At 47.4% G+C, this 22,637-nt stretch carries 19 protein-coding genes; 11 read left to right on the forward strand and 8 right to left on the reverse strand.

Features of this window, described 5'->3' with window-relative positions:
* Positions 1 to 11: 11 nt before the first annotated feature.
* On the forward strand, positions 12 to 2,489 hold the full coding sequence (gene torA / locus ACED36_RS08240) for a trimethylamine-N-oxide reductase TorA (RefSeq protein ID WP_016959938.1): 2,478 nt from the start codon (positions 12 to 14) through the stop codon (positions 2,487 to 2,489).
* Between the two features lie 68 nt (positions 2,490 to 2,557).
* Here the strand turns inward: torA and ACED36_RS08245 are convergent, their stop codons facing one another.
* Entirely contained in the window at positions 2,558 to 2,971 is a 414-nt protein-coding gene (locus tag ACED36_RS08245; RefSeq protein WP_016959939.1) for a globin family protein, read from the reverse strand.
* A 445-nt stretch (positions 2,972 to 3,416) separates the two neighbouring features.
* Here ACED36_RS08245 and ACED36_RS08250 point away from each other — a divergent pair, with 445 nt between their 5' ends.
* The 3 genes from ACED36_RS08250 (at position 3,417) to ACED36_RS08260 (ending at position 7,622) form a co-directional block, all read left to right on the forward strand.
* Positions 3,417 to 3,980 (forward strand): GNAT family N-acetyltransferase, encoded by a 564-nt coding sequence (locus ACED36_RS08250; RefSeq protein WP_016959940.1) that lies wholly within the window; start codon positions 3,417 to 3,419, stop codon positions 3,978 to 3,980.
* Positions 3,981 to 4,154: 174 nt separating this feature from the next.
* Positions 4,155 to 4,994, forward strand: a complete 840-nt coding sequence (locus tag ACED36_RS08255) for an isopenicillin N synthase family dioxygenase (protein ID WP_371733084.1) — start codon at positions 4,155 to 4,157, stop codon at positions 4,992 to 4,994.
* Positions 4,995 to 5,189: 195 nt separating this feature from the next.
* Positions 5,190 to 7,622, forward strand: a complete 2,433-nt coding sequence (locus ACED36_RS08260; protein ID WP_016959942.1) for a methyl-accepting chemotaxis protein — start codon at positions 5,190 to 5,192, stop codon at positions 7,620 to 7,622.
* Positions 7,623 to 7,737: 115 nt separating this feature from the next.
* Here ACED36_RS08260 and ACED36_RS08265 read toward each other — a convergent pair whose 3' ends face one another.
* The 3 genes from ACED36_RS08265 to ACED36_RS08275 all read right to left on the reverse strand — a co-directional run bounded on the left by ACED36_RS08265 (position 7,738) and on the right by ACED36_RS08275 (position 12,364).
* Positions 7,738 to 10,659, reverse strand: coding sequence for a methyl-accepting chemotaxis protein (locus ACED36_RS08265; protein WP_241819097.1), 2,922 nt, complete (start codon positions 10,657 to 10,659; stop codon positions 7,738 to 7,740).
* Positions 10,660 to 10,666: 7 nt separating this feature from the next.
* Positions 10,667 to 11,278 (reverse strand): hypothetical protein, encoded by a 612-nt coding sequence (locus ACED36_RS08270; protein ID WP_016959944.1) that lies wholly within the window; start codon positions 11,276 to 11,278, stop codon positions 10,667 to 10,669.
* Positions 11,279 to 11,473: 195 nt separating this feature from the next.
* On the reverse strand, positions 11,474 to 12,364 hold the full coding sequence (locus ACED36_RS08275) for a LysR substrate-binding domain-containing protein (protein ID WP_017003081.1): 891 nt from the start codon (positions 12,362 to 12,364) through the stop codon (positions 11,474 to 11,476).
* Between the two features lie 116 nt (positions 12,365 to 12,480).
* Here ACED36_RS08275 and ACED36_RS08280 point away from each other — a divergent pair, with 116 nt between their 5' ends.
* On the forward strand, positions 12,481 to 13,416 hold the full coding sequence (locus tag ACED36_RS08280; RefSeq protein ID WP_371733085.1) for a DMT family transporter: 936 nt from the start codon (positions 12,481 to 12,483) through the stop codon (positions 13,414 to 13,416).
* Between the two features lie 53 nt (positions 13,417 to 13,469).
* On the opposite strand, the gene ACED36_RS08285 is transcribed toward ACED36_RS08280, so the two are convergent.
* Positions 13,470 to 14,396: a LysR family transcriptional regulator gene (locus ACED36_RS08285; RefSeq protein ID WP_017006458.1), complete on the reverse strand. Its 927-nt coding sequence runs from the start codon at positions 14,394 to 14,396 to the stop codon at positions 13,470 to 13,472.
* 115 nt (positions 14,397 to 14,511) lie between these two features.
* On the opposite strand from ACED36_RS08285, the gene ACED36_RS08290 reads away from it, so the two are divergent.
* From ACED36_RS08290 to ACED36_RS08305, 4 genes are all read left to right on the forward strand, one after another.
* Positions 14,512 to 15,231: an SDR family oxidoreductase gene (locus ACED36_RS08290; RefSeq protein ID WP_017003083.1), complete on the forward strand. Its 720-nt coding sequence runs from the start codon at positions 14,512 to 14,514 to the stop codon at positions 15,229 to 15,231.
* Between the two features lie 234 nt (positions 15,232 to 15,465).
* The gene (locus ACED36_RS08295; RefSeq protein ID WP_017003084.1) at positions 15,466 to 15,987 is read left to right on the forward strand and encodes a DUF2058 domain-containing protein; all 522 of its coding nucleotides are present in this window, start codon (positions 15,466 to 15,468) and stop codon (positions 15,985 to 15,987) included.
* A 103-nt stretch (positions 15,988 to 16,090) separates the two neighbouring features.
* Positions 16,091 to 16,261, forward strand: a complete 171-nt coding sequence (locus ACED36_RS08300; RefSeq protein WP_016959950.1) for a hypothetical protein — start codon at positions 16,091 to 16,093, stop codon at positions 16,259 to 16,261.
* The gene (locus ACED36_RS08305) at positions 16,261 to 16,662 is read left to right on the forward strand and encodes a type II toxin-antitoxin system death-on-curing family toxin (protein WP_016959951.1); all 402 of its coding nucleotides are present in this window, start codon (positions 16,261 to 16,263) and stop codon (positions 16,660 to 16,662) included. Before ACED36_RS08300 ends, ACED36_RS08305 begins: the two co-directional genes overlap by 1 nt.
* 105 nt (positions 16,663 to 16,767) lie before the next feature.
* Here the strand turns inward: ACED36_RS08305 and cydB are convergent, their stop codons facing one another.
* On the reverse strand, positions 16,768 to 17,760 hold the full coding sequence (gene cydB, locus ACED36_RS08310) for a cytochrome d ubiquinol oxidase subunit II (RefSeq protein WP_017003085.1): 993 nt from the start codon (positions 17,758 to 17,760) through the stop codon (positions 16,768 to 16,770).
* Positions 17,757 to 19,097, reverse strand: a complete 1,341-nt coding sequence (locus tag ACED36_RS08315; RefSeq protein WP_017003086.1) for a cytochrome ubiquinol oxidase subunit I — start codon at positions 19,095 to 19,097, stop codon at positions 17,757 to 17,759. Before ACED36_RS08315 ends, cydB begins: the two co-directional genes overlap by 4 nt.
* Before the next feature lie 511 nt (positions 19,098 to 19,608).
* On the opposite strand from ACED36_RS08315, the gene ACED36_RS08320 reads away from it, so the two are divergent.
* A complete protein-coding gene (locus tag ACED36_RS08320; protein ID WP_017003087.1) occupies positions 19,609 to 20,088 on the forward strand; it encodes a GNAT family N-acetyltransferase in 480 nt (159 codons plus the stop codon).
* A gap of 190 nt (positions 20,089 to 20,278) precedes the next feature.
* Positions 20,279 to 20,509, forward strand: a complete 231-nt coding sequence (locus ACED36_RS08325) for a hypothetical protein (RefSeq protein WP_371733086.1) — start codon at positions 20,279 to 20,281, stop codon at positions 20,507 to 20,509.
* 445 nt (positions 20,510 to 20,954) lie between these two features.
* Here ACED36_RS08325 and ACED36_RS08330 read toward each other — a convergent pair whose 3' ends face one another.
* Positions 20,955 to 22,631 (reverse strand): BatD family protein, encoded by a 1,677-nt coding sequence (locus ACED36_RS08330; RefSeq protein ID WP_371733087.1) that lies wholly within the window; start codon positions 22,629 to 22,631, stop codon positions 20,955 to 20,957.
* Positions 22,632 to 22,637: the final 6 nt, after the last annotated feature.

Below are 22,637 nucleotides of genomic sequence, written 5' to 3' on the forward strand. Positions count from 1 at the left end.
GGGATAACGGCATGGCGATGAATCGACGTTCTTTTTTAAAACGCATGTTATCTGTCAGTGCAACGGTCGCGATTGGACCTAGCCTTCTTGTCGCGACAGATGCGGAAGCAAACTCTGAATTGTTAGAAGGAGCATGGCGCACATCTGGCTCGCATTGGGGCGCATTCCGTGCCCGCGTTGTTGGCGGTGAAGTGGCAGAAGTGGTGGCGTTTAGCCATGACAAACACCCAACCGAAATGCTCGATGGGATTAAAGGGCTGATCTATAACCCATCACGGGTTAGATACCCGATGGTACGATTGGATTGGTTGAAGAAAACCGAGGGCTGGAATACCACGCGAGGCGATAATCGTTTTATCCGTGTCACGTGGGATCAAGCACTGGATCTATTTTATGGCGAACTAGAGCGGGTACAGAAAACCTATGGGCCATCAGGGCTATTAGCGGGCCAAACCGGCTGGCGTCAGACTGGGCAATTCCATAGTTGCACCACACACATGCAACGTGCCATTGCCATGCATGGCTTTTTCGTGAAGAAAATCGGTGACTATTCAACAGGTGCAGGGCAAACCATTTTGCCTTACGTGCTGGGTTCTACCGAAGTGTATGCACAGCAAACCTCTTGGCCGTTGGTGTTGGAAAACGCCAAACAGATCATTATCTGGGCGAACGATCCCGTCAAAAACGCACAGGTGGGATGGCAATGTCCTACCCATGATGTGTACGGCTATTTTGCGGAGCTGAAAGACAAAGTCGCGAAAGGTGAAATTAAGGTGATCTCCGTGGATCCTGTGGTGAGCAAAACACAGAACTATCTCGGCTGTGATCATCTCTATATCAATCCGCAAACCGATGTGCCGTTCATGTTGGGGATCGCACATACCCTTTACACCGAAGATCTTTACGACAAAGACTTCATTAAACTGTATTGCCTAGGCTTTGAACCCTTTGTTGATTACGTGACGGGTAAAACCAAAGACAAAGTCGAGAAAACGCCAGAATGGGCATCTGCAATTTGTGGTGTGCCTGCTGATAAGATCCGTGAATTTGCACGCATGCTTGCCAGCGAACGCACACAGATTATGTTTGGCTGGTGTGTGCAGCGCCAGCAACATGGTGAGCAGCCATATTGGATGGGCGCGGTTATCGCCAGTATGCTGGGCGGTATTGGCCTTCCTGGTGGTGGCGTATCATACGCTCACCACTATAGCGGTATTGGTGAGCCTGCCACAGGCGCAGCTGGGCCGGGTGGCTTCCCTCGGAACCTTGATCCGGGTATGACGCCGCTTCATAACAATAGTGACTTCAAAGGCTATTCAAGCACCATTCCAGTGGCGCGTTGGATAGAAGCCATTGAAGAGCCGGGTAAAGAGATCAACTACAACGGCAGTAAAGTGAAATTGCCGCCGATCAAGATGGTGGTCGTTAGTGGTAATAACCCTTGGCATCACCACCAAGATCACAACCGAATGAAGAAGGCTTACTACAACATTGAAACAGCGGTAACCATTGATTTTGCGTGGACAGCCACCTGCCGTTTTTCTGACATTGTGTTGCCTGCTTGTACCCAGTTTGAACGCAACGATATTGATCTCTATGGCGCGTATTCCGCCACAGGATTGCTTGCTATGCACAAGCTGGTGGATCCACTTTATCAATCTCGTTCAGACTTCGATATTTTCAAAGGGCTGACTCAGCGCTTTGGCATTGGTAAAGAGAAAGAATTTGCACAAGACATGACCGAAATGCAGTGGGTGGAAAAACTCTACAATGAATGCGCGGTGGCCAATAAAGGCAACTTCGAGATGCCAGATTTTAAAACGTTCTGGAAAGATGGCTACGTGAGTTTTGGTGAAGGTCATACCTTTGTTCGTCATGCGTTATTCCGTGAAGATCCCGAACTGAACCCTCTGGGTACGCCATCCGGATTCATTGAGATAACCAGTCGGAAGATCGGTAGTTATGGTTATGAATACTGCCAAGAGCATCCCATGTGGTTTGAAAAAGCGGAGCGTTCACATGGCGGCCCCGGTTCAGAGTCCTTCCCATTTTGGCTGCAATCTTGCCATCCAGATAAACGTCTTCACTCTCAAATGTGTGAGTCGCCAGCCATTCGTGAAACCTACACGGTGCAGGGACGTGAACCTGCCTATATCAACCCTTCTGATGCCAAAGCAAAAGGCATTAAAGACGGTGATTTGATTAGGGTCTATAACGACCGTGGTCAGCTTATCGCTGGGGCTGTGGTGTCGGATGATTACCCATCAGGTGTGATTCGTATACAAGAGGGCGCTTGGTATGGTCCAACAGGTTCGGAAATTGGTGCTATCGATACCTATGGTGACCCAAACACCATGACATTGGATATTGGTACGTCAGAATTGGCACAAGCGTGCAGTGCGTATACTTGTCTTGTGGAGTACGAGAAATTCAAAGGTGAGGCTCCAGCGGTGAACGCGTTTAGTGGTCCTATTGTTGTGGCGCCATAAGTGTATAATCCATAAAAAATAGCCGCTTAGCGGCTATTTTTTTGCAAAAAACAACCAAGTGTGGCGATTTAGGCCGCCATCTCTGCTTTCATCGTGTCTGCGACAAAGTGAATCAGTTCGACCCAAGCATCTCGTGTTTCTCGCGTGAAATCATCACCTAATCCTACTTTGAGGGTGTGCAGCAATGCATTGCCTACGGGCGTAAAGTGCGCTTTTTTTACCCCATACCCTTCGTGGCGTTTTGCTAACTGCTGTAATACAGGAAGCAGTTGCTCTGGTGCGTTCAAGCTGCTCACTGCTGCATGCAAAATCGCCATCAATTTACGACCTTGTTGCTTCATGTCACCCTTAAAAAGAGGTTTTAGTGTCGGGTCATATGAAAACAGTGTGTCGTAGAATATTTCAGCAGCTTGAAGCGAGATAGGCTCTACCTTGCGAAAACTGTTCGTGATCAACGTGACTTGCCGAGCTGTTAACGCCATAGCGGATATCCCCAAATATGGTGCATTGTGTATAAAATTATTATGCGAATTGTGGCTTGCTCTATCAAAAGGGTAGGAAATCATTTCGCTTTGTCCAATAACTTGTTAGCCATGTCGTCAACGACTCATCCATATTGCAAACGTCATGTAATCAAAATTGAGAATCAGATCTCAGTAGGATGATTGAATTTCCTATTAGCTATATATATCCAACTAACCTCAAGATGTTTGTTGAGCGATAGTTTGTAGGCTTGCGCACGCTACTGATTTAAAAACACAGTGGCTCTGAATCCTGCTTCTTGAGGTTGCTCGGGTATCATTCACTGGGAGTAGTTTTAACGGTAATAGCGCATTGGGGGAAATAACGGGTTTGTCCTGATCGGCGCTAGCTTCGCGTTACATTGATAAAAAAGACCGCGATAGCGGCGACATGACAAGGAGCAGCATGTTTACATTTGACGACATTCGTTTGCGTCCCGCCAAAACCGAAGAGCGGGATCATCTCTGGCACTTTATCTATGTGGACAATGAGTGGAAAGCGCACGACGCGCCTTACTTTCCCTTAGAGCATCAATCAAAATTTCAATTTCGCCGCCATCTGTTTAAGCGCCTCAAAGAAGCGAAAACCGCCATGGTGATTGATTATCAAGGAGAGGCGGTCGGATATCTTTCTTGCTATTGGGAAGAGCAATCCACGCGTTGGTTAGAAGTAGGCATTACCATTTTTGCATCTACACATTGGGGTAAACAAATTGGCCGTAAAGCACTGACCTTGTGGATCTCTCATCTTTTTGAATACTACGACGTAGAGCGCATCGGCCTCACCACTTGGTCTGGCAACCCCCGCATGATGAAATGTGCCAGTGCATTAGGTATGCAAGAAGAAGGGCGCATTCGCAAAGTGCGTTTCTACCAAGGGGAGTATTTTGATTCACTGCGTTATGGCGTACTGCGTGACGAATGGCAGTCTCTGCAACAATCAGCCTGTGGGCTTCGAAGTGTGGGGTGATTTTACACTGTAAAAGGGAGTAACCTTTTGCTCCCTTGTACTGGCTCAATCCCCTCACCGATAACCGTTACACAGGCAATCCAGAGAAATATTCTATGTTCGTTATGTTGCCCTAGAGAGGCCAACTGCTAGAATCACGGCTTACAATAACAATTCAAAAGAAAGTGAATCACCATGAAATTGGAAGCCGTCGATTTCAACGCGCCTGATGCCGCTGCGCGTTTCGTTGAATCCCTCCGTGAGACAGGATTTGGCGTACTCAAAAACCACCCTATCAGCCAAGATTTAGTGGCTTCAATCTATGAGCATTGGCAGCAATTTTTTGACAGTGAAGACAAAGCGAACTTTCGTTTTAAACCTGAAAGCCAAGATGGTTTTTTCCCATCAGATGTGTCTGAAGTGGCAAAAGGTCAAAAGAAAAAAGACATCAAAGAGTTCTTTCATTATTACCCTTGGGGTCAGTGTCCTGAAACACTTAAGGACGAGCTGCAAGATTACTATGAACAGGCCAATGGGCTTGCACAACAGCTACTTGCGTGGGTTGAAACCCACTCTCCTGAAGAGGTATCCGTACGATATTCGCAGTCGCTGTCGAGCATGATAGACGGCAGCGATAAAACCTTGCTCCGTGTGTTGCACTATCCGCCAATGCTCGGGAATGAAGAACCTGACGCAATTCGTGCTGCCGCGCATGAAGATATTAACTTGCTCACTATCTTGCCTGCCGCCAATGAGCCTGGCCTGCAAGTGCTCGGTAAAGAAGGGGAATGGTTAGATGTCCCATGTGATTTTGGCAACATCATTATTAATATTGGCGATATGTTGCAGGAAGCATCAGGCGGTTACTTTCCATCAACCACACACCGTGTGGTGAACCCAGAAGGTGCGGACATGAGCAAGTCTCGCATTTCATTGCCTTTGTTCCTGCATCCAAAGCCTGAAGTGGTGCTTTCTGAGCGCTATACTGCTCACCGTTATTTGATGGAGCGCCTGCGCGAACTTGGCCTGATTTAATCTCCGCCACCACGTGCCCGCGAGACAAAAAGCCAGCGAAATGCTGGCTTTTTTGACCCGCCACACATTCTTGTTGAGCAAGCATTTTGATGTTGCTTGGATAGTCGGCAAATAAGATTGATTTAAAACGAGTAAAGGGAGGAAGAATGTAGGACGTCGACTAGTATTCTATAAGAGGATACGGGAGTCTCATTAATGCAAAAGTCATTTTTATCAAACTTGAAGCGAGCCATGGGTAGTGTGATTGGCTCTCACACTGACGTTGGAAGCGATGCCAATGCCAAGATCGCTGCGCTTGATAAGTCGATTGCGATCATTGAATTCGACCCTTCGGGCCATATTCTATTTGCGAACGAGAATTTTCTCAAAGTCATGGGTTACGGCCTTGAGCAAATCGTCGGGAAGCATCATTCGATGTTCGTTGACCCCGCTTATGCAAAATCCATGGAATATCGTGATTTTTGGGCCAAATTGGCGAATGGTAAATCGTTTTCCTCCGAGTACAAACGCGTGGGGAATAATGGGGTGAATGTCTGGATTCAGGCATCGTATACGCCGGTTTATTCTGCTGAGGGTAGCGTGAGGAAAGTGGTGAAATTTGTCACTGATATCACGCAAGATAAAAACAAAAATCTTGATTACTCAGGCCAAATCAATGCCATAAATCGTAGTCAAGGTGTCATCGAATTTGATATGAAAGGAAACATCCTCAACGCCAATGATAATTTCCTTGGTGTGGTGGGATATACGCGAGAGGAAATCGTTGGTAAGCATCATTCGATGTTTGTGGAGTCTGACTATGCTCGTTCAACAGAATACCGACAGTTTTGGGAACTTCTGGCGACTGGTGAGTTTCAGAGTGCGCAATATAAGCGTCTAGGAAAAGGCGGTAAAGAGGTGTGGATTAGCGCATCTTACAACCCTATTCTGGATGAGGATGGTAAACCGTTTAAAGTTGTTAAGTTCGCCACTGACATTACTGTGCACAAGTTGCGAAACGCTGATTTTGCGGGTCAAGTTGCAGCAATTGGTAAGTCACAGGCGGTGATTGAATTTAATCTCGACGGCACTATTCGCCAGGCAAACGACAATTTCCTTAATGCTGTGGGTTATCGATTAGAAGAAATCGAAGGTAAACATCATTCTATGTTTGTTGGCCGTGAGCAACGAGACTCCCAAGAATATAAGAATTTTTGGAAAAAGCTTGGTAGCGGCGAATTTCAGGCTGGCGAGTACAAGCGAATTGGTAAAGGAGGCAAAGAAATATGGATACAAGCCTCTTACAATCCCATCCTGGATGCATCGGGTCGACCCTTCAAAGTTGTTAAGTATGCCTCTGATGTGACGGCACAAAAATTAAAAAACTCAGACTTTGAAGGTCAAATTGAAGCCATTGGAAAATCCCAAGCGGTCATTGAATTTGACATGGACGGCACGATTCGCCATGCCAATGATAATTTCTTAAACGCGATGGGATATACGCTGAAAGAAGTTCAAGGGCGTCATCACTCTCTTTTCGTTGATCAACAGGAAAGTGGTTCGCGTGAATACAAAGCCTTTTGGGAAAAACTCAATCGCGGTGAATTTGAAAGTGCCGAGTTTCGACGTATTGCTAAAGGCGGCCGCGAAGTGTGGATTCAGGCCTCGTACAACCCCATTCGCGATATGAATGGAAAACCAATTAAAGTCGTCAAATACGCGACCGATATCACGTCGAAAAAACGCGCAGTGTCCTTGATCAGTGATTGTCTATTGTCGCTCTCCAAGGGGGATCTTAATCACACGGTGGGGGAGACGTTGGATGCAGAATTTGAACCTGTTCGTAATGCGCTTAATTCAACCATTGACCACCTCAACAAGTTGGTTACAGATATTGTCCGAGGATCTAACTCTGTGGGCAGTGGCGCGCGCGAGATAAAGTTAGGTACAACTGACTTAAGCGACCGCACTGAATCTCAAGCAGCCAGCTTGGAGGAAACGGCAGCGAGTATGCAAGAAATCACTGCTACGGTTCAGCAGAACGCAGATACGTCTCAAAGTGCTGTGATGTTGGCCAATGAAGCCACGCAAAAAGCAGAACGCGGCGGTAAAGTGGTGCTTGAGGCAGTCGGTGCGATGGCTGAGATCGAAAAATCCAGTAAGCAGATTTCTGACATCATTGGCGTTATCAATGAAATCGCCTTCCAGACAAACCTTTTGGCGCTGAATGCGGCGGTGGAAGCTGCGCGTGCCGGCGAGCAAGGACGCGGTTTTGCGGTGGTTGCTGGAGAGGTGCGTAACCTCGCTCAACGAAGCGCCAAAGCCTCGATTGAAATCAAAGAGCTGATCAATGCCAGTGTCAATAAAACCAAAGACGGCACACATTTGGTGAGAGAGTCGGGTAATAATTTGGTCGAAATTGTTGATGCCATTAAGAGTGTATCTAAGTTGATTGGCGACATGAGCACGGCCACTCAGGAGCAATCACAAGGCATTGGCGAGATTAACCGCGCGGTGACTGAAATGGATAATATGACGCAGCAAAACGCGGGTTTGGCTGAGGAAACCACGGCAGCCAGTGAGAACTTACTCGCTGAGGCGGAAAGTTTGCTTGAACTGGTTACCTTCTTTAAAACTCGTGCAAGTTAGTAAGCTGCATATGAAAAATAAAGAAGCGGGCGAAAGCCCGCTTTTTGTTTGCTTGATGACAAGGCTGAGGTATTGAAACACCCTCCGTGAAGACTTGATAGGCTAGCTACGCCTATTATTCGTCGTCTTCACCGTTATTGTCTTCTTCGACTTCTTCCCTTTGATTATCGCCGTCAATACAAACCGTGTCGCCTTCATCTTCATCGAAGATCAGGTGGTCAGCGCTGCCGCCAGAGAGGGCGGTGTTGTTTTTGCGTGTTGGCATTTCGTTTTCTGGCAGATTAAAGAACGCCACCATTTCAGTCATGTCCTGAGAAAGATTCCACATGCCTTCACTGGCGGTGGTAGCTTCCTCTACTAAGGAGGCATTTTGCTGCGTCATATTGTCCATTTTGGTGATGGACAAATTGACTTGCTCAATGCCGACGCTTTGTTCTTGCGCCGCATCTGAAATCTCTTCCATTTTACTGCCAACATCCTCGACCATTGAAACGATTTCCGTCAGTGTTTTTCCAGATTCACTCACTAAATCTGAGCCAGTGGCGACTTTCTTTTTACTCGCTTCAATCAGCTCTTTTATCTCCTTCGCGGCACTGGCGGAACGCTGTGCCAGGTTACGAACCTCCCCTGCAACCACCGCAAAACCGCGTCCTTGTTCACCGGCTCTTGCCGCCTCAACCGCTGCATTGAGTGCCAATAAATTAGTCTGGAAGGCGATTTCATCAATCACGCCGATGATCTCAGCAATTTCGTTGCTTGCATCTCTAATTTCATCCATGGCGGCAATCGTTCTTGAAACCGCATTGCCACCTTCTCGCGCCTTAGCCCGTGCTTTCATGCTCACCATTTTGGTGGAAAAGGCATTCTCGGCACTTTGTTTCACCGTGCCTGTCATTTGCTCCATGCTCGCCGCGGTTGACTGCAAAGAAGAGGCCTGCAATTCAGTCCGCATGCTTAAATCCTGATTGCCAGCAACTATCTCGCGCGAGGAGATAGAAACTGTAGAGGCGGTGTCACGAATGCTTTGGATAACCTCCGTGAGTTTATCGATGGTCTGGTTGGTGTCTTTTTTGAGCTGAGCAAGTCGGCCGCTGTAGGATCTCTGCATGCGCTGAGTGAGGTCACCTTTTGCCATGGCAGCGAGAATGTGCTGCATGTCAGCCAACGAAAGTTCGACGTTCTCTGTCAGTGCGTTGAGACCTTCCGCCAAGTTGTAGAAAAAGCCCTCTTTTCCAGCCATTTCGATGCGGCCACTAAAATCTCCTCGGGTGGCGCCCGAAATCACCTCTGCGATTTCGCGCTCAATGGCGACTTCGGCGGTGCGATCTTTCCACTCAATCACAGTACCAATACGATCACCGGCTAAACCAATCATGGGCATCGCATTGATTGACATGACTCTATCGCCAACAAAAAATTCACTCCTGAATGGCGTGGTTAGTTTCGCAAGAATGTTCTGCTGCTTGGAGGGGACGCGATGGAATACATCAATATGTTCACCGATAATTTTTGACGGATTAAAGTTCTTTATCTCTTTACCAAAATCATCCTGGGCATCGATGAGCATATTTTTAGCGGCATCATTGAGATAGATGATTTGATTGCTGCTGTTGGCCAGCATGATGTTATTTGATACGCAATCTAGTGCCTGACGGACCTGCGCATTCTCTTCAGCAATGTCTTTTGATGCTTCTTCGGCTTCTCGTTTAGCATGTTCTGCAAGTTCGGCGTTGTTTAAGGAGCGGTTTGTTGCTTCTTTGATTGAAAGCAGATCGCCGCGATAATCGCCTTGGATTCGAATGCTAAGATCACCTTCAGAAATCTTCGCCATCACGGTATTGATTTCACTCAAGGCACTTTGTGTGGCGGTCATGAGTGAATTAAATGCCTCAGAGGACTGGCTAATTTCATCGTTTCCTTTGACGTCCAGCCGAAGAGAGTAATCCCCGCATCTTGATACGGTCTTGAGGCTTTTTGTCATACGGATCAACGGAGAAGTGACTGATCGCGTAATTAAAAACGCTACCAATATGCCTAAAATAATACCAAAAAATCCCGTTAGCTTGAGAACCGTTCCAATCTCTTTATTGAGCGAGTTGAGTTTTTCTACCTCATTTTTTAACGCCTCGTTTTGTAGTTCTACAATTTCGCCGATGAGCACGAGAGATAGGGTGGCAAGCGGGGAGGCCTTGGTTCCCAATAGGTATTGCGACATGTTCCATTGGTCGGAATCTCGTACCGCAAACAGTTGCATTACGACGGGTGAAAACTGGTCTCGATAACCAGCATAGTCATTGTAATATCGCACTTGTTCACGTGTTAGCAGGTGCTTATGTTCTTCGAGTGTATCGAAGAGGATCGTATTTGTGGTCCACTGTTGTGAAAACGTCGATTTAAAGGCTGGGTCACCACTGAGTAAATAGGATTGAATAGAGGCGAGACCGAGAGAAAATGAAGCACTGGACTCGGCGAACAGCCCGAGCAATTCTTTTCTTTTTGGCGTTGCAGGTAATCCTCGTTCAATCGAAGTTAGGCGATTAATCGAGTCAATCAGCTCTACAACAATCGGTTCGCCTTGCTGGGCGTAGATTTTCATGGCCGGTTGTTCGTCAACCGTGTGGGCAATGCGTTCCGCGTCATCTTGTGCTGCGCGATATTGTCTTAGACTTTCTGTCAACGTGGCGAGCTTCTCTTTGTAGCCATTCATTTGTTGATGTTCGCTTTCGATTTCCGAATCAAGCACTTTTAATTGTTTATCTATGCTTTCCCATACTGCTTGGCGTTCCTCCTTGAATTCAGGGTTTCCCAAAACCAAGTACCCACGCAAGATGGCCAGTGATTTATTCACCTCTGCAACGAGTTGATGGCTCGCCAAGGAGGCCGAAAATGTCGATCCGACGAGCTCTTGTTCAACATGTTGAACGTCCGTTAGCCGAGTGCTGGATAAGGTGACAGCAGCAACCAAAATGGCGAGGACCAAACCAAAGCCTAATGCGAGGCGCTTTCCAATCGTGTAGCGAAAGTGTTTATAATTCATTGATTGTTCACTCATCCAGTTTGCTCTGTTCACCGACCAACACTGTCAGTTTTCTGTGGATCAAGTCGACAAGGGCGTAGACATCGGAGGGGGTTCTGGTGCGCTCATAATGACGATGAGAGTAAAAGTCACCAAAACTGTTATGTGGTTCAAGTGTTGCGAGGATCGTTGACAACGAATCTAAACAGGCACCCGCTAACAAAAAGACTTCTGCGGGAATGGCTTCGCTTCCTTGTCGTTTCACACGCTTGATAACGGGTGTGCCCACTTGTTTAGCAAACAGATCGATATCGTCGCCCAATTTTGCCAATGCAAGAAAGACTTGCTCTGGCCGGTAGTTTTTTACCGGGATAACATTTCGTGGCAAAGAGCTTGAGATCTTGGGTTTGTATCGATAGGCATAGTGCATCACCATTGAATCAATGTTTTTGACCAAGGAATAGACTTGTGTCGGAGTTAGCTCGCCATATAGGTCAGAGTAACCATATTCAGTTTGGTTTGTCGTCGTATTACTTTCTGCGGCTAGACCATAAGAAGAGATAAAACAGAAAAGCAACATTCCGTTAATTACCGTGCCTCGCAGCGTAAATTGCGGACTTGAGTGATGTTGATTCAACATGGATTGCTTCATTCCTTGCCTTATCTTTTATTAACAATAAGAAACATGATTCAAAAATTAGCCTTGGCTCACATTTGAGTTTAGACGTAATTCACGTAAACGCGTGTTTCAACACGCCATCAGAACAAGGGGGCAAGGAAATAGACAGGTTAAGTAAAAAGCGGTGAATATTGAGGCTGTTGGATGTGGTTGAGTTTAGGTATTCACGTCATCTTGGGAGGAAATTTGCTGCAACCAGCGACCGAGTTGCAGAATTTCAGGTTGACGCGCGCGGTGCTTTTTATACACAAAGTACAGGCTGTCACCGGTGGGCATTTCATGCATGGGGATCCGCACCAGCTGCTCGCGGTCTATTTCGTTCATGAAATAGTAATTTAAAAAGGTAATACCATGTTCATAGCGCGCCGCCTCGGTCGCAAGCAGCATGTGGCTGAACGAATGAATTTTTACGCTTTTTGGCAATGAAAATCCGCCCAACTTACACCACTGCGCCCAGTCGTTTTCCATTAATGAAGTGACAGATAATAATGGGTAATCCCATAGTGCTTCTGGCAACGGCTTGTCTTTGATTTGTTGCCAAATTTTGTGGCTACAGACGGGGTATAAATATTCTTTGTAAAGCAAATCGTACTGGTAGTTTCGCCCTGGCTCGAAATCGATAATAAAGCAGTCTGCCAGCTTATCAGAGAGGTGAGGGTGGTCGGCAAACATTTCCAGTGCGAGGTCGATTTCAGGGTGTTTTTGTCGAAAATCAGATAATTGCGGCATCAGCCATTTCACCGCCAGTGAGCTGAATACGGCTAGTCGAAGTTGGCCAGACACGCCTTCTCTGACTTGATGGCTGGCGCGAGCGATGGCTTGCAATGGGTCAGCAACGTCATCGTAATAGCGCTGACCGACAGCAGTGAGTTGCAGTAAACGACCTTGGCGATCAAACAAAGATTCACCCAAAAAATCTTCCAATAAGCGGATCTGATGACTCACCGCGCTTTGTGTCACGCTCAAGCGTTCAGCCGCTTTAGAGAAGCTATTTAGACGGGCAACCACCTCAAAATATTGTACGGCACGTAGTGGTGGAAACTTCATTATCTAAATAACTCATGAAAGAAGAATTTTCATCATTATACGTCATGCTAAAGCGGCGCTAGTATGTGTTTTTGTGATCAATGTTTGATCCTCCATCACGAACCGGAGCCTTTATCGTGCGTACTATTTCTGTTGGGTTGGCCATGACATTGTTGGTTCTTGGCAATCTCAGCGCGACGTTTTCCGACGCGCTTGTGAAAACCATGGAGGGTGGACCAGATGGGGCCATCTTCCAGTTTGCCCTATTTCGTCAGGTGTCTGCCGTTCTCATTTTGCTTCCTTTCTGTTTGACGGCGCCCGTAAAAAACCTGAAAAAAGGCTTAAAATGGCATGCATTGCGTGCCCATATATGGCTACTTGGCGTGTTCTTTTCAGTGATTGCGCTGACGACCATGCCGCTGGCAACCGCGAACGCCATTTTCTATGCGGCACCACTGATCATGTTGCCATTGGCTGCAATTTTTTTGCGAGAGAAATTGTCCGCGCCGTCAATTATTGCTGCGGTGGTTGGGTTTATCGGCGTGCTCATTTTGGTGCGTCCGACAGAACTTGATTGGGGGGCGTCCTCTGCGCTGATTGTGGCGGTGACGCTGGCGGTCAACAACTTGTTGATCCCTAAAATCCCACGTGAGCAAACGGTGTCTCAGACCTTGATGCTGCATAACCTGATTGGTATTCCCATCGCGTTTGCGCTGGCTTTGTATGAAGGCATGCCATTTAGCTTGGATCTATTCTGGCGCGCGGCCGGTTCGACCGCATTCATCTTGGTCTATGCCGCCACCTGTGTGATTGCGTATCGCGCGGCGGAAAGCAACAAAATCGCCAGTGCGGAATACAGCGGCTTAGTCTGTGCGGTGGGTGTAGGTTTGGTGCTGTTTGGCGAAGTGCCCGACATGATCATGATCGTGGGTACGACCTTGATCGTGGTGCCATTGATTTGGTTGGCAGGGCGCGAGAAACACAAAGCACGCAAAGCCAAAAAAGCGGCAAGTTTAGCGGCAACATTGGCGGCAAATCAAAAAGTGACAGAAGAAGCTATCGAACCCGCGTAAACACCAAACTGCACAAAAAACCACGCCAAGCGCTAATCGAGTGGCGTGGTTTTTTATGTGCTCGCACGCAGTTGCGGTGGCACAGTTACCATCAAATGTGAGATCAGGGCTTTAAGCCTTGCAGGCTGGTGGCGGTCTTTGTGATAGAGAAGATAAAGGGGCACTTTATCAACTTGCCAATCCGTAAACACCGTTTCTAATTTCCCTTCCGCGACAGCCTCATTGCAGTACAAATCGGGCAAGCGACATATCCCGTTACCTTGTAAGGCCGCGTTTAATAGCACATGTCCATTTTTACATTGTAAATTACCGGTGACATCTACCTCGACGTGCTGCACTGGCGAATTGGTACTCACGTATTTCCACTTCGTCACAGAGCCAGTTAGGCAATCGTGTTGTTGCAGGTCGCGTGGGTGTGTCGGTTTTCCGCTTAGTGCCAAATAACGAGGCGATGCATATGTACCAATTCTTATGTTCCCCATTTCACGGCCAATTAACAGAGAGTCCGGCAGTGTGCCCATGCGCAGGACGAGATCAAACCGTGATTGGATCAGATCAACACGCTCTGAGCTGAAATCGAGTTCAACATGGATATCGCGGTGGGCCGCGCAGAACTGATGAATAGCGTCGCCAATCAGCGATTCTCCAATGATCCCACCAACACAATTCACCGCGATAGCGCCTTTCATCTGATCGGCATCATCACTTGCGTGAGCGATCGCATCATCAATTTGCATCAGTGCTGCTTGGCAACGTGTAAAGAATGCTTCGCCTGCTGTGGTTAATCGTTGAGATCGAGTCGTACGAATAATGAGTTGCACGCCTAGACGGGATTCAAGCTGACTAAGCTGACGTGACATATGCGCGCGTGAAGCCCCGAGTTTGTCAGCCGCTTTTGAAAAACTGCCTGATTCGGCAATGGCCACGAAGGCACGAATGTCGTGCAGATTGTCGTTCAATGGATCTCTATTGGTGCTCATAAGGTAACACTGAGTTTTATTGTGATATATATATCAACAATCATGACTTATTTAGAATGCAGCCTCAATAAGAAACACCCAATAACAAAAACAAACAATCCGATCGAGGTAGAGCATGAAAAAGTTAGTTGTTATCACAGGTGCAAGTTCAGGCATTGGTGAAGCCATCGCAAAACAATTCTCAGCGCAAGGTCATCCACTGTTGCTGCTTGCACGTCGTGTAGAGCGCCTTGAAGCATTGAACTTACCAAACACCCTGTGTAAGCAAGTGGATGTGACAGACAAAGCCTCTTTCGATGATGCCGTTGCTGCTGCACAAGCCATTTACGGCGAAGCCGATCTGCTGGTTAACAACGCGGGTGTGATGTTGCTGGGCGACATGGCAACCCAAGATGCTGCTGAATGGCAAACCATGTTCAACGTGAACGTGGTCGGTTTGATGAATGGCATGCAAGCCGTCCTTGCACCAATGATTGCGCGTAATAGTGGCACCATCATTAACATCAGTTCCGTCGCTGGCCGTAAAACATTCCCGAACCACGCAGCGTACTGCGGCACCAAGTTCGCAGTTCATGCCATCTCTGAAAATGTACGTGAAGAAGTGGCAGCCGCAAACGTTCGTGTTATCACCATCGCTCCTGGCGCGGTAGAAACCGAACTCTTGTCTCACACGACGAGCGATGAAATAAAAGCTGGCTACGAAAGCTGGAAAGAAGACATGGGCGGCATTCTAGCGGCGGATGACATCGCTAACGCAGTGACCTACGCATACAACCAGCCACAGAATGTATGTGTACGTGAAATAGTGCTAACGGCGACACGTCAACAGCCGTAATAGCGGTCAATATTTCTGTGCTTAAACAAGCATTGGCCTCGGTAAATACCGAGGCTTTTTCGTTATGTGGGCGGGGAGAAGTCGAAAATGGGAGATTGGCAAACGCGTAATGGTGAGTTTAGATGAGCCACCTTTGATTATTCGCTCTTTTAAGTGGCGTGAGCGATGGTATCATCGGGGCATACTCGTTTTTAAAACCATCACTAATAATACTGTGCCCGTGGCGGAGTCAAAATGGCAAAACTAACACTACAAGAACAGATGCTGAAAGCTGGTCTTATCGACAAAAAGGCAATGAAGAAAGCCGGGAAGACGTCTAAAAAATCCCGTACCTTGGCGAAAGAAGCTAAAGCCGCTGTTGAAGAAAATCGCTCAGCGCAAATCGCACAAGACCAAGAGCTTAATCGTCAGAAGCAGATTGAAGCTGAGAAGAAAGCGATTGCCGCACAGGTGAAACAGCTTGTCGAAATGAACAAAATTGACCGTAGAGATGGCGACATTGGTTACAACTTCACCGATGGTACGTTGGTGAAAAAACTTTACGTCAATAGAGACATCCAAGCTCAGTTGGTAAATGGCCGTTTGGCGATTGCACGCTACCTTGATGGCTACTCCATTGTACCCGGCGTGGTGGCAGACAAAATTAGCCAACGAGACGAAGAGACGATCATCGTTAACAACACTGTTAACGAGCAAGAGATTGACGAAGATGACCCATATGCAGACTTCAAAATCCCTGACGATTTGATGTGGTAATGGGGGCGCTACGTCTTTTAAGAGTCAGCCGTATTTCTCATATTCGACTTGCTTTTTCTTTTGGTAGTATACTTTGAGTGTTAGGTTTTTTGAGGTAATAAATATGAACAAAAAAATCGAATCATATGGTGTAGGTGCTATTGAGAGGCCAAAGATTAAAGCCACTAAAAAACTCGATCTTTCAGGTGTTCATGGGCAGCAAATTGTAAAATCTGAAACTAAGTTGGCTTTGAGAACGCATCGTAAAACGTTTGAAAAATTAGCTGATATGTAATGGATATTATCTGTTTTCCTTTCGAGCGCGTTGTAGAAATAAATATGTTCATATTAGCGACAGAGCCGGGTATGCAGGGTTCTGTTGATATACCTAAGTTACAAGGTGCTCTGGGGAGAATAGACAATGCTATTGTTTATGATGGTTTGGATGACATCTTTGATATAGCAGCAAAATACACTGCTAGCATAGCTGTCGCTCACGCCTTACCTGACGCAAACAAAAGAACGGGTTTAATCGTTGCCCTTGAGTATTTGTCATTGAATGACTTTGAACTGACCAGTGACAATGACAAATTAGCTGATGCGGTGAGAGATTTGGTCCTTGAAGAGATTTCAGAAAGCGACTTTGCGGACATTCTTTACGCGCAATATGCTCAAGAAAATAATATTGTTAAGTAAATAAATGCCAACATCCAAACACAAAGGCGCACCCCAATCGGTGCGCCTTTCTCTTATCTATTTCCAACTAAATCAACGGTTAATTGGCTCTATTGATGCCAGAACCTACTGATAGCTAAGCTCTGTTGCCTTCCCTCTGAATATTCGATAAACCACAAAGGTATAAAGTAAGATCATGGGCATGACGAACGCTGCGCCGACACCGACAATCTTCAGTGTGGCGGGAGAGCTAGCGGCATCCTGTGCCGTCATGATACCCGGCACCACATACGGGAAGAAGCTATAGGCCAACCCTAAGAAACTGAGCGCAAAGATCATGCTTACGCCGAAGAAAGGCCATCTTGCACCCAAATCATCTTTCATCGGGACTTGACGCAGATAGTGGTCAACCAGATAAATGATGGACATCACGACCAATGGTACAGGGGCGAGCAACAGCATTTCAGGGAAGCTGAACCATCGATCGGCGACTTGCTCGTTAACAATAGGGTTCACAATGCTCACTGAAGCAATGCCAATCGCCGCCAGCCAACCCGCACGACGAGACCATCTCGCAGCGCGAATTTGCAATTCCCCTTCGGTTTTTAGCACCAGCCATGCCCCGCCAATATAGACATATGCCGCGGTGACACATAGCGCACTTAATAGAGCGAAACTGTATGCAGACGGTGACGACTCAAAGCCCATTATGTAGCGACCCATCATGTAGCCTTGCGACAATGACGCTATCAGCGAGCCAGCTTTAAAACAGCGATCCCACGTGTCTTTGCGCTCGGCTTTCGCTTTGGCGCGAAAATCAAATGCGACGCCTCGCATGATAAGGGCAACCAGCATGACGGCGGTAGGCAGATAAAGCTCTGTCAGGATCAAGCTGTGCGCAGGCGGAAATGCAATCAGCAAGATGCCAATCGCCAGTACCAACCAGGTTTCATTGGCATCCCAGAACGGGCCAATAGAGGCAATCATTCTGTCGCGCTGCGCTTGGTGATTAGCGGGCAATAAGATACCCACACCAAGATCGTAGCCATCAAGAATGGCGTACATGAAGGCAGAAAAACCCAATAGCAGCAAGTAGATTTCCGGCAAGTAATCCATCATACGATTGCCTCCTGAGTGGATGGAGTCGGCGTGTTATGCTCGGCATGGATGGCCTTTCTCGCCAAGTAGAACAAGGTGCGAATATAGGCCACCAGCAACACCACATAGACCACCAAATACATCGTCAGTGAAATCATGACATGGCCACTTGGCACAGTGGTGACAGCCTCTGAAGTGCGTAGCACACCGTTCACCAACCAAGGCTGACGACCAATTTCCGTCACATACCAGCCAGCCAAAGTGGCTATCCAGCCGGAGAAGGTCATCGCCACTAGCCCGTATAGATATGGCTTTGGCAATTCGCGCTTACGAATGATCCTAACTGCGCCATAGCTGGCGACCAAAAGCATCAGCACACCCATACCAACCATGATGCGAAAACCATAGAACAGCGGTGACACAGGCGGGTGATCTTCAAAATCATTTAAGCCAACCAATTCACCATGTAAGTCATGGGTGAGGATCAGGCTCGCCAACTTTGGGATACCAATTTCCAGCGCATTGCTACGAGTATCTTCATCAGGGATCGCAAACAGCAGAAGCGGCGCGCCATTTTGGGTTTCCCACACTCCTTCCATTGCGGCGATTTTCTCGGGTTGATGCTCAAGGGTGTTCAAACCATGTAAGTCACCGACAAAAATCTGCACCGGAATGAGTCCTGCTGCGGCAAGTATCGAGACTTTCAGCCCTGTTTTTGCCACGCGATAATCGGGCTTTTTAAGGTATTGATAGGCGCTAATACCTGCAATCAAGAAACTGGCAGTTAGGCCAGATGCCAACAAGGTGTGTGCCAGTCGATACGGCAGTGACGGGTTCAATATCACCTCTTTCCAACTGGTAACGTGAACAATGCCGTCAATCAGTTCATAACCCGCGGGCGTGTGCATCCAGCTGTTGAGCACCAAGATCCAAAATGCCGAGAGGCTTGTGCCCACCGCCACCAATATTGTTGCGAGCGTATGTACCCAATCCGCCACTCTGCCACGACCAAACAACATGACACCAAGGAAGGTGGCTTCCATGAAGAACGCGGTCATGACTTCATAACCCAGCAACGGGCCCGCGACATTGCCCACGCGTTCCATAAAGCCCGGCCAGTTGGTGCCAAATTGGAAACTCATGGTAATGCCAGACACCACGCCCAGCGCGAAGGTTAACGCGAACACCTTTACCCAAAAGTAATAGAGATCCAGCCAGACTGAATCTTGCGTTCGGTTAAAACGGAGTTTGAAGAACACCAGCATCCAGCCCAACGCAATGGTGATCGTCGGGAAAAGGATATGGAAGCTGATGTTCGCCGCGAACTGTATCCGCGACAACATAAGGGTTTCTAACATTTTGGCACCTCAATCATGAACAACTCGAAAATGGGGGTATCGTGCGAACACGTACAAATAAAAACGCGAGTTGTGATCGGGTGAAGTCGACGCTCTGACTGTCTGCAAAGGTGTCATGTATTGATCTATATCAATATATGGGTTTATACGATAGGAGGTTTACGTGAGGATCTACCTCGAATTGTATTCAAATATTAAGGGGTAACAAGGGCGCAACAATCCGTATGAAATGGTTACATCAGTGCCAGTAGTTTGGTGGGATGAGAGCCATCGTTTTGCCGCAGCGTTCTTATGACCAGCAGCACTGATTCTTTCCACCTGAGCTGTGAAGAAACATTCAGAGATATTTACTCACTCTCAAAACGGGACACTTCAAAAACTGCTTTTTAGGCAAAATGTTACGATGATAAAAAATGGAATTGAGTACTAACTGGCTGTTTGGTGAATGCCTTTTAGTGCAACCCAGTGTGGACTAACCACATATCAATGTCGTTTCAATGAAGAGTTAACAATGGATATAGTATTTATTCCTGTAAACCTAGAGCGTGATTTGAGTACCTGTGTCACCTTCCGAAGGGATGCGTGGTTTATCAGCCACGGTTCTGATAAAGGGTTCTCGGAGGACGATGCGATTCGGTGGTTCTATTCATTGTCAGAAGAAAGCCCAGACGGTTTTTTCCACATATGGCATGAGAAGAAAATTATCGGCCAGCTTGAGTTTAAATCCGGAATAGAAACATCGGATAACCAGAGAGCTGGCTACGTGAATTTGTTTTATCTTGCGCCTGCTTATAGGGGTAAGGGCTTGGGCCAAGTCATCCATAGCTATGTTGTAGATAAACTGATTGAAGACCAATGTGTTGGCGCCATGCTGCGCTATATTCCGGGTAATTTTCAGGCTGAGAGATTCTATCTAAAAAATGGTTGGTATAAATCAGCTGACGCTGATCAAAACCGTGGTCAGCCTATGCGTAAAGACTTCAATGAGTAGTGTTCACGTAACAAAATCATCAAGGCGTGTTGTGTCTCTGATGCAACTTACTGATGTGAAATAAAAGGTTACGATGAAAGCCCGCTGCCCCAATTGCCAAGAGATCACCAAGACCCTTCCCCAAAGTGGCGTTTGTCCACAATGTGACCAGTTTTCAATGGATTGGTATGTCTATGACTGGGAGGGGTTTGTGAAGAACAAGAAAGTCCTGATGTGGTGTGATGTGGGCGTATTCATTATCAGCATCACATCACTGTTTTTTTGCCTTTTCTATTCCGTGAATGAATTGATCTTGTGGTTGGCCAGTCTATTGGCGATTCCAGCTATGTTCAGCTTTCACAGTGGCTACGCAGCAGAGAGAAATCGCCAAAACTACAACGGTCATCGCGCTAAATGTTTAAGTTCGTGGATTCCGTTCTAACAAGCCAGTGCCCTTGCACACACAGAGGCCATCAAATGACATCGATGGCCTGCTTAACCTTATTTACTGAAAACGTTTGTGATAGCTTTCTTGGATACCTTCTCAGCTTTCTTTTCTTTTGCGGTGAGAAGGGGCTTTTTCTTTTGGTTCTTTTTGCTGTTTTGTCCTTTGCTCATGATGCTTTCCTTAGAGGTAACTTCTTAAGCCAAAAGCAAGCTTGTGCCTGCCTGAGGACCTTGTTAGGTAATGCTCGGGTATATTGTTTCAATCGTCGAGCAATCACATAACTAGCTTTAGTATGTTCTTATGGCACTGCAATAGATACAGCTAGCTGGCATCGTTGATGTCTGCACCTACCTTAAATTCACAAAAAAACCGGAAGGCGACCTCCGGTTTTTTTGTTTATCTATGCTGTCGTTTCTAGGCTGTTAACGCTTCACTGAGCCTAAGGGGTTAGCTCGCTGAGTGATTGGCCTTTGGTTTTGTGGCGCTTCACTTTCTCTGCTTGTTTGAGCAGCGCAAGCAATTCGTTATTGCGCCAACCTTGGGCGTGCGAACTGTATCGGCTTTCCATCATGGCGTTAATCTCTGCACCAATTTTCTCGCGTAAATCGTGCGGTAGATGACCGGTTTGCCAGTTGCGATAGTGAGTCGCAACCGCGACGGCATCATTGGCACTAACCGCGGTTTTCAGCATCAGCAGGACATTGTCAGCGTGAGGCGATTTTGACGTCTGCGTTTCTGCCGTTGAGGCTCGGTTAGCCTTTGGTCTGCGTAAATATAAGCCCAATGTGCCGATCCATAAAGTGGCAAAGAAACCTGTCGCCCACGGCCAATAACCCGCTTGCGTGATCACCTTAGTATCACTGGTTTGTAAAGGCGAAGACGGTGTTTGATTCGTGCTTGTATCGGATAGCTCGGGCTGAACATCAGGCGTGTTTTCTCCCGGCGTTACAGTTAAGGAAAGACCTTCGATCTCGCTAGTCTGTTGTTGTTTATCTTTTGTATTAAACCAATTAATCGACAGAGCCGGCAGTGTGATTTTCCCTTCCTGACGAGGAATAATGACTTGTTTCACGGTCATCACGGTGTAATCACCGTCCTCGCTGTACTCCGGTTTGTCAGAATACACATTCACGCTGGTGGGATAATCCAGATTGAGATTTGGCATGGCGCTTTGGGCAATGTTTTTGATTTTCAGGGTGATCACGCGGTTAATCGGCTCACCCACCTCGGTGCTGAGTCGTTGACTTAGCGTGTCCGGTTGCCAGCTTTGAGTTAGTTCAAGGCTTGGCGTTGGTAGCCACAAGCCTTGGAAATCCACGGGTTTGTTTTCAATGTTCAGGGTTAAGCCGTTGGCTTGACGGCTGAGAGGTACCCCCAGCGATGCGCCCCAGCTATTCCCTTTGACTTCAGTGCCACTGAATACCGCGCCTTCAATCGTGAGTTCGCCGGCTTGAGTCGGGGTGATTTGATATTGACGACTGATCACTACATATCGACGACCTTTCACCACGGCCTCGGCTTGCACATCTTCGCCCACTTGCGTGACGTCAAAGCCTTCACCGAACGGCGCTTGCAGGGCAGGGGAATCTAACCGTGTGCCGATCATCAAGCGAACGCGATAGTTGAAGGTTTCGCCAACATAGCCATCGTGGCGATCAAGTGTGGCGATCACGTCCACCGCTTGCGTATCAGCTTGTGCTGTCGCCTGACCTGCTTCTTCTACCTTGATGGTGATGGGATCAGTGCTCATGCCATCAATGGTTAACATTGGAACCGTGTAACTGCCGACCTGTTTGCCTGCGATTGCCACGCGCCATATGGTGCTGCGCGTTAATGTGCCATTGATGTAAGACGTGTTGCTGCTGACGCTCGGTCTGCCATAGATGAAATCTTTGTCGAGTGGCGAGAGATCCAGAGCGTCATTACTCACGCTTTCATCGACAGAAATGGTCAGTTGTAATGCGTCACCCAGCGCGACCACGTTTTTGGACACCGTGGCTTCGGCGGTTGCCGCAAATGCCACGCTGGGTAGAGACGCCATCACCATCGCAACGATTAGCAGGGCGGCTTTGGCCTGTTGTGACAGTGACATCAGCGAAAATCTCTGATCGTTCATTCTTTG

The organism is Enterovibrio sp. FF113, assembly GCF_041439165.1.
Lineage (GTDB): Bacteria > Pseudomonadota > Gammaproteobacteria > Enterobacterales > Vibrionaceae > Enterovibrio > Enterovibrio norvegicus_A.

What these genes read in the sequence shown, in the direction of transcription:
- torA (WP_016959938.1), top strand. Translation starts at nt 12, where the DNA reads ATGGCGATGAATCGACGTTCTTTTTTAAAACGCATGTTATCTGTCAGT.
- ACED36_RS08245 (WP_016959939.1), bottom strand. Translation starts at nt 2,971, where the DNA reads ATGGCGTTAACAGCTCGGCAAGTCACGTTGATCACGAACAGTTTTCGC.
- ACED36_RS08250 (WP_016959940.1), top strand. Translation starts at nt 3,417, where the DNA reads ATGTTTACATTTGACGACATTCGTTTGCGTCCCGCCAAAACCGAAGAG.
- ACED36_RS08255 (WP_371733084.1), top strand. Translation starts at nt 4,155, where the DNA reads ATGAAATTGGAAGCCGTCGATTTCAACGCGCCTGATGCCGCTGCGCGT.
- ACED36_RS08260 (WP_016959942.1), top strand. Translation starts at nt 5,190, where the DNA reads ATGCAAAAGTCATTTTTATCAAACTTGAAGCGAGCCATGGGTAGTGTG.
- ACED36_RS08265 (WP_241819097.1), bottom strand. Translation starts at nt 10,659, where the DNA reads ATGAATTATAAACACTTTCGCTACACGATTGGAAAGCGCCTCGCATTA.
- ACED36_RS08270 (WP_016959944.1), bottom strand. Translation starts at nt 11,278, where the DNA reads ATGTTGAATCAACATCACTCAAGTCCGCAATTTACGCTGCGAGGCACG.
- ACED36_RS08275 (WP_017003081.1), bottom strand. Translation starts at nt 12,364, where the DNA reads ATGAAGTTTCCACCACTACGTGCCGTACAATATTTTGAGGTGGTTGCC.
- ACED36_RS08285 (WP_017006458.1), bottom strand. Translation starts at nt 14,396, where the DNA reads ATGAGCACCAATAGAGATCCATTGAACGACAATCTGCACGACATTCGT.
- ACED36_RS08290 (WP_017003083.1), top strand. Translation starts at nt 14,512, where the DNA reads ATGAAAAAGTTAGTTGTTATCACAGGTGCAAGTTCAGGCATTGGTGAA.
- ACED36_RS08295 (WP_017003084.1), top strand. Translation starts at nt 15,466, where the DNA reads ATGGCAAAACTAACACTACAAGAACAGATGCTGAAAGCTGGTCTTATC.
- ACED36_RS08300 (WP_016959950.1), top strand. Translation starts at nt 16,091, where the DNA reads ATGAACAAAAAAATCGAATCATATGGTGTAGGTGCTATTGAGAGGCCA.
- ACED36_RS08305 (WP_016959951.1), top strand. Translation starts at nt 16,261, where the DNA reads ATGGATATTATCTGTTTTCCTTTCGAGCGCGTTGTAGAAATAAATATG.
- cydB (WP_017003085.1), bottom strand. Translation starts at nt 17,760, where the DNA reads ATGATGGATTACTTGCCGGAAATCTACTTGCTGCTATTGGGTTTTTCT.
- ACED36_RS08315 (WP_017003086.1), bottom strand. Translation starts at nt 19,097, where the DNA reads ATGTTAGAAACCCTTATGTTGTCGCGGATACAGTTCGCGGCGAACATC.
- ACED36_RS08320 (WP_017003087.1), top strand. Translation starts at nt 19,609, where the DNA reads ATGGATATAGTATTTATTCCTGTAAACCTAGAGCGTGATTTGAGTACC.
- ACED36_RS08330 (WP_371733087.1), bottom strand. Translation starts at nt 22,631, where the DNA reads ATGAACGATCAGAGATTTTCGCTGATGTCACTGTCACAACAGGCCAAA.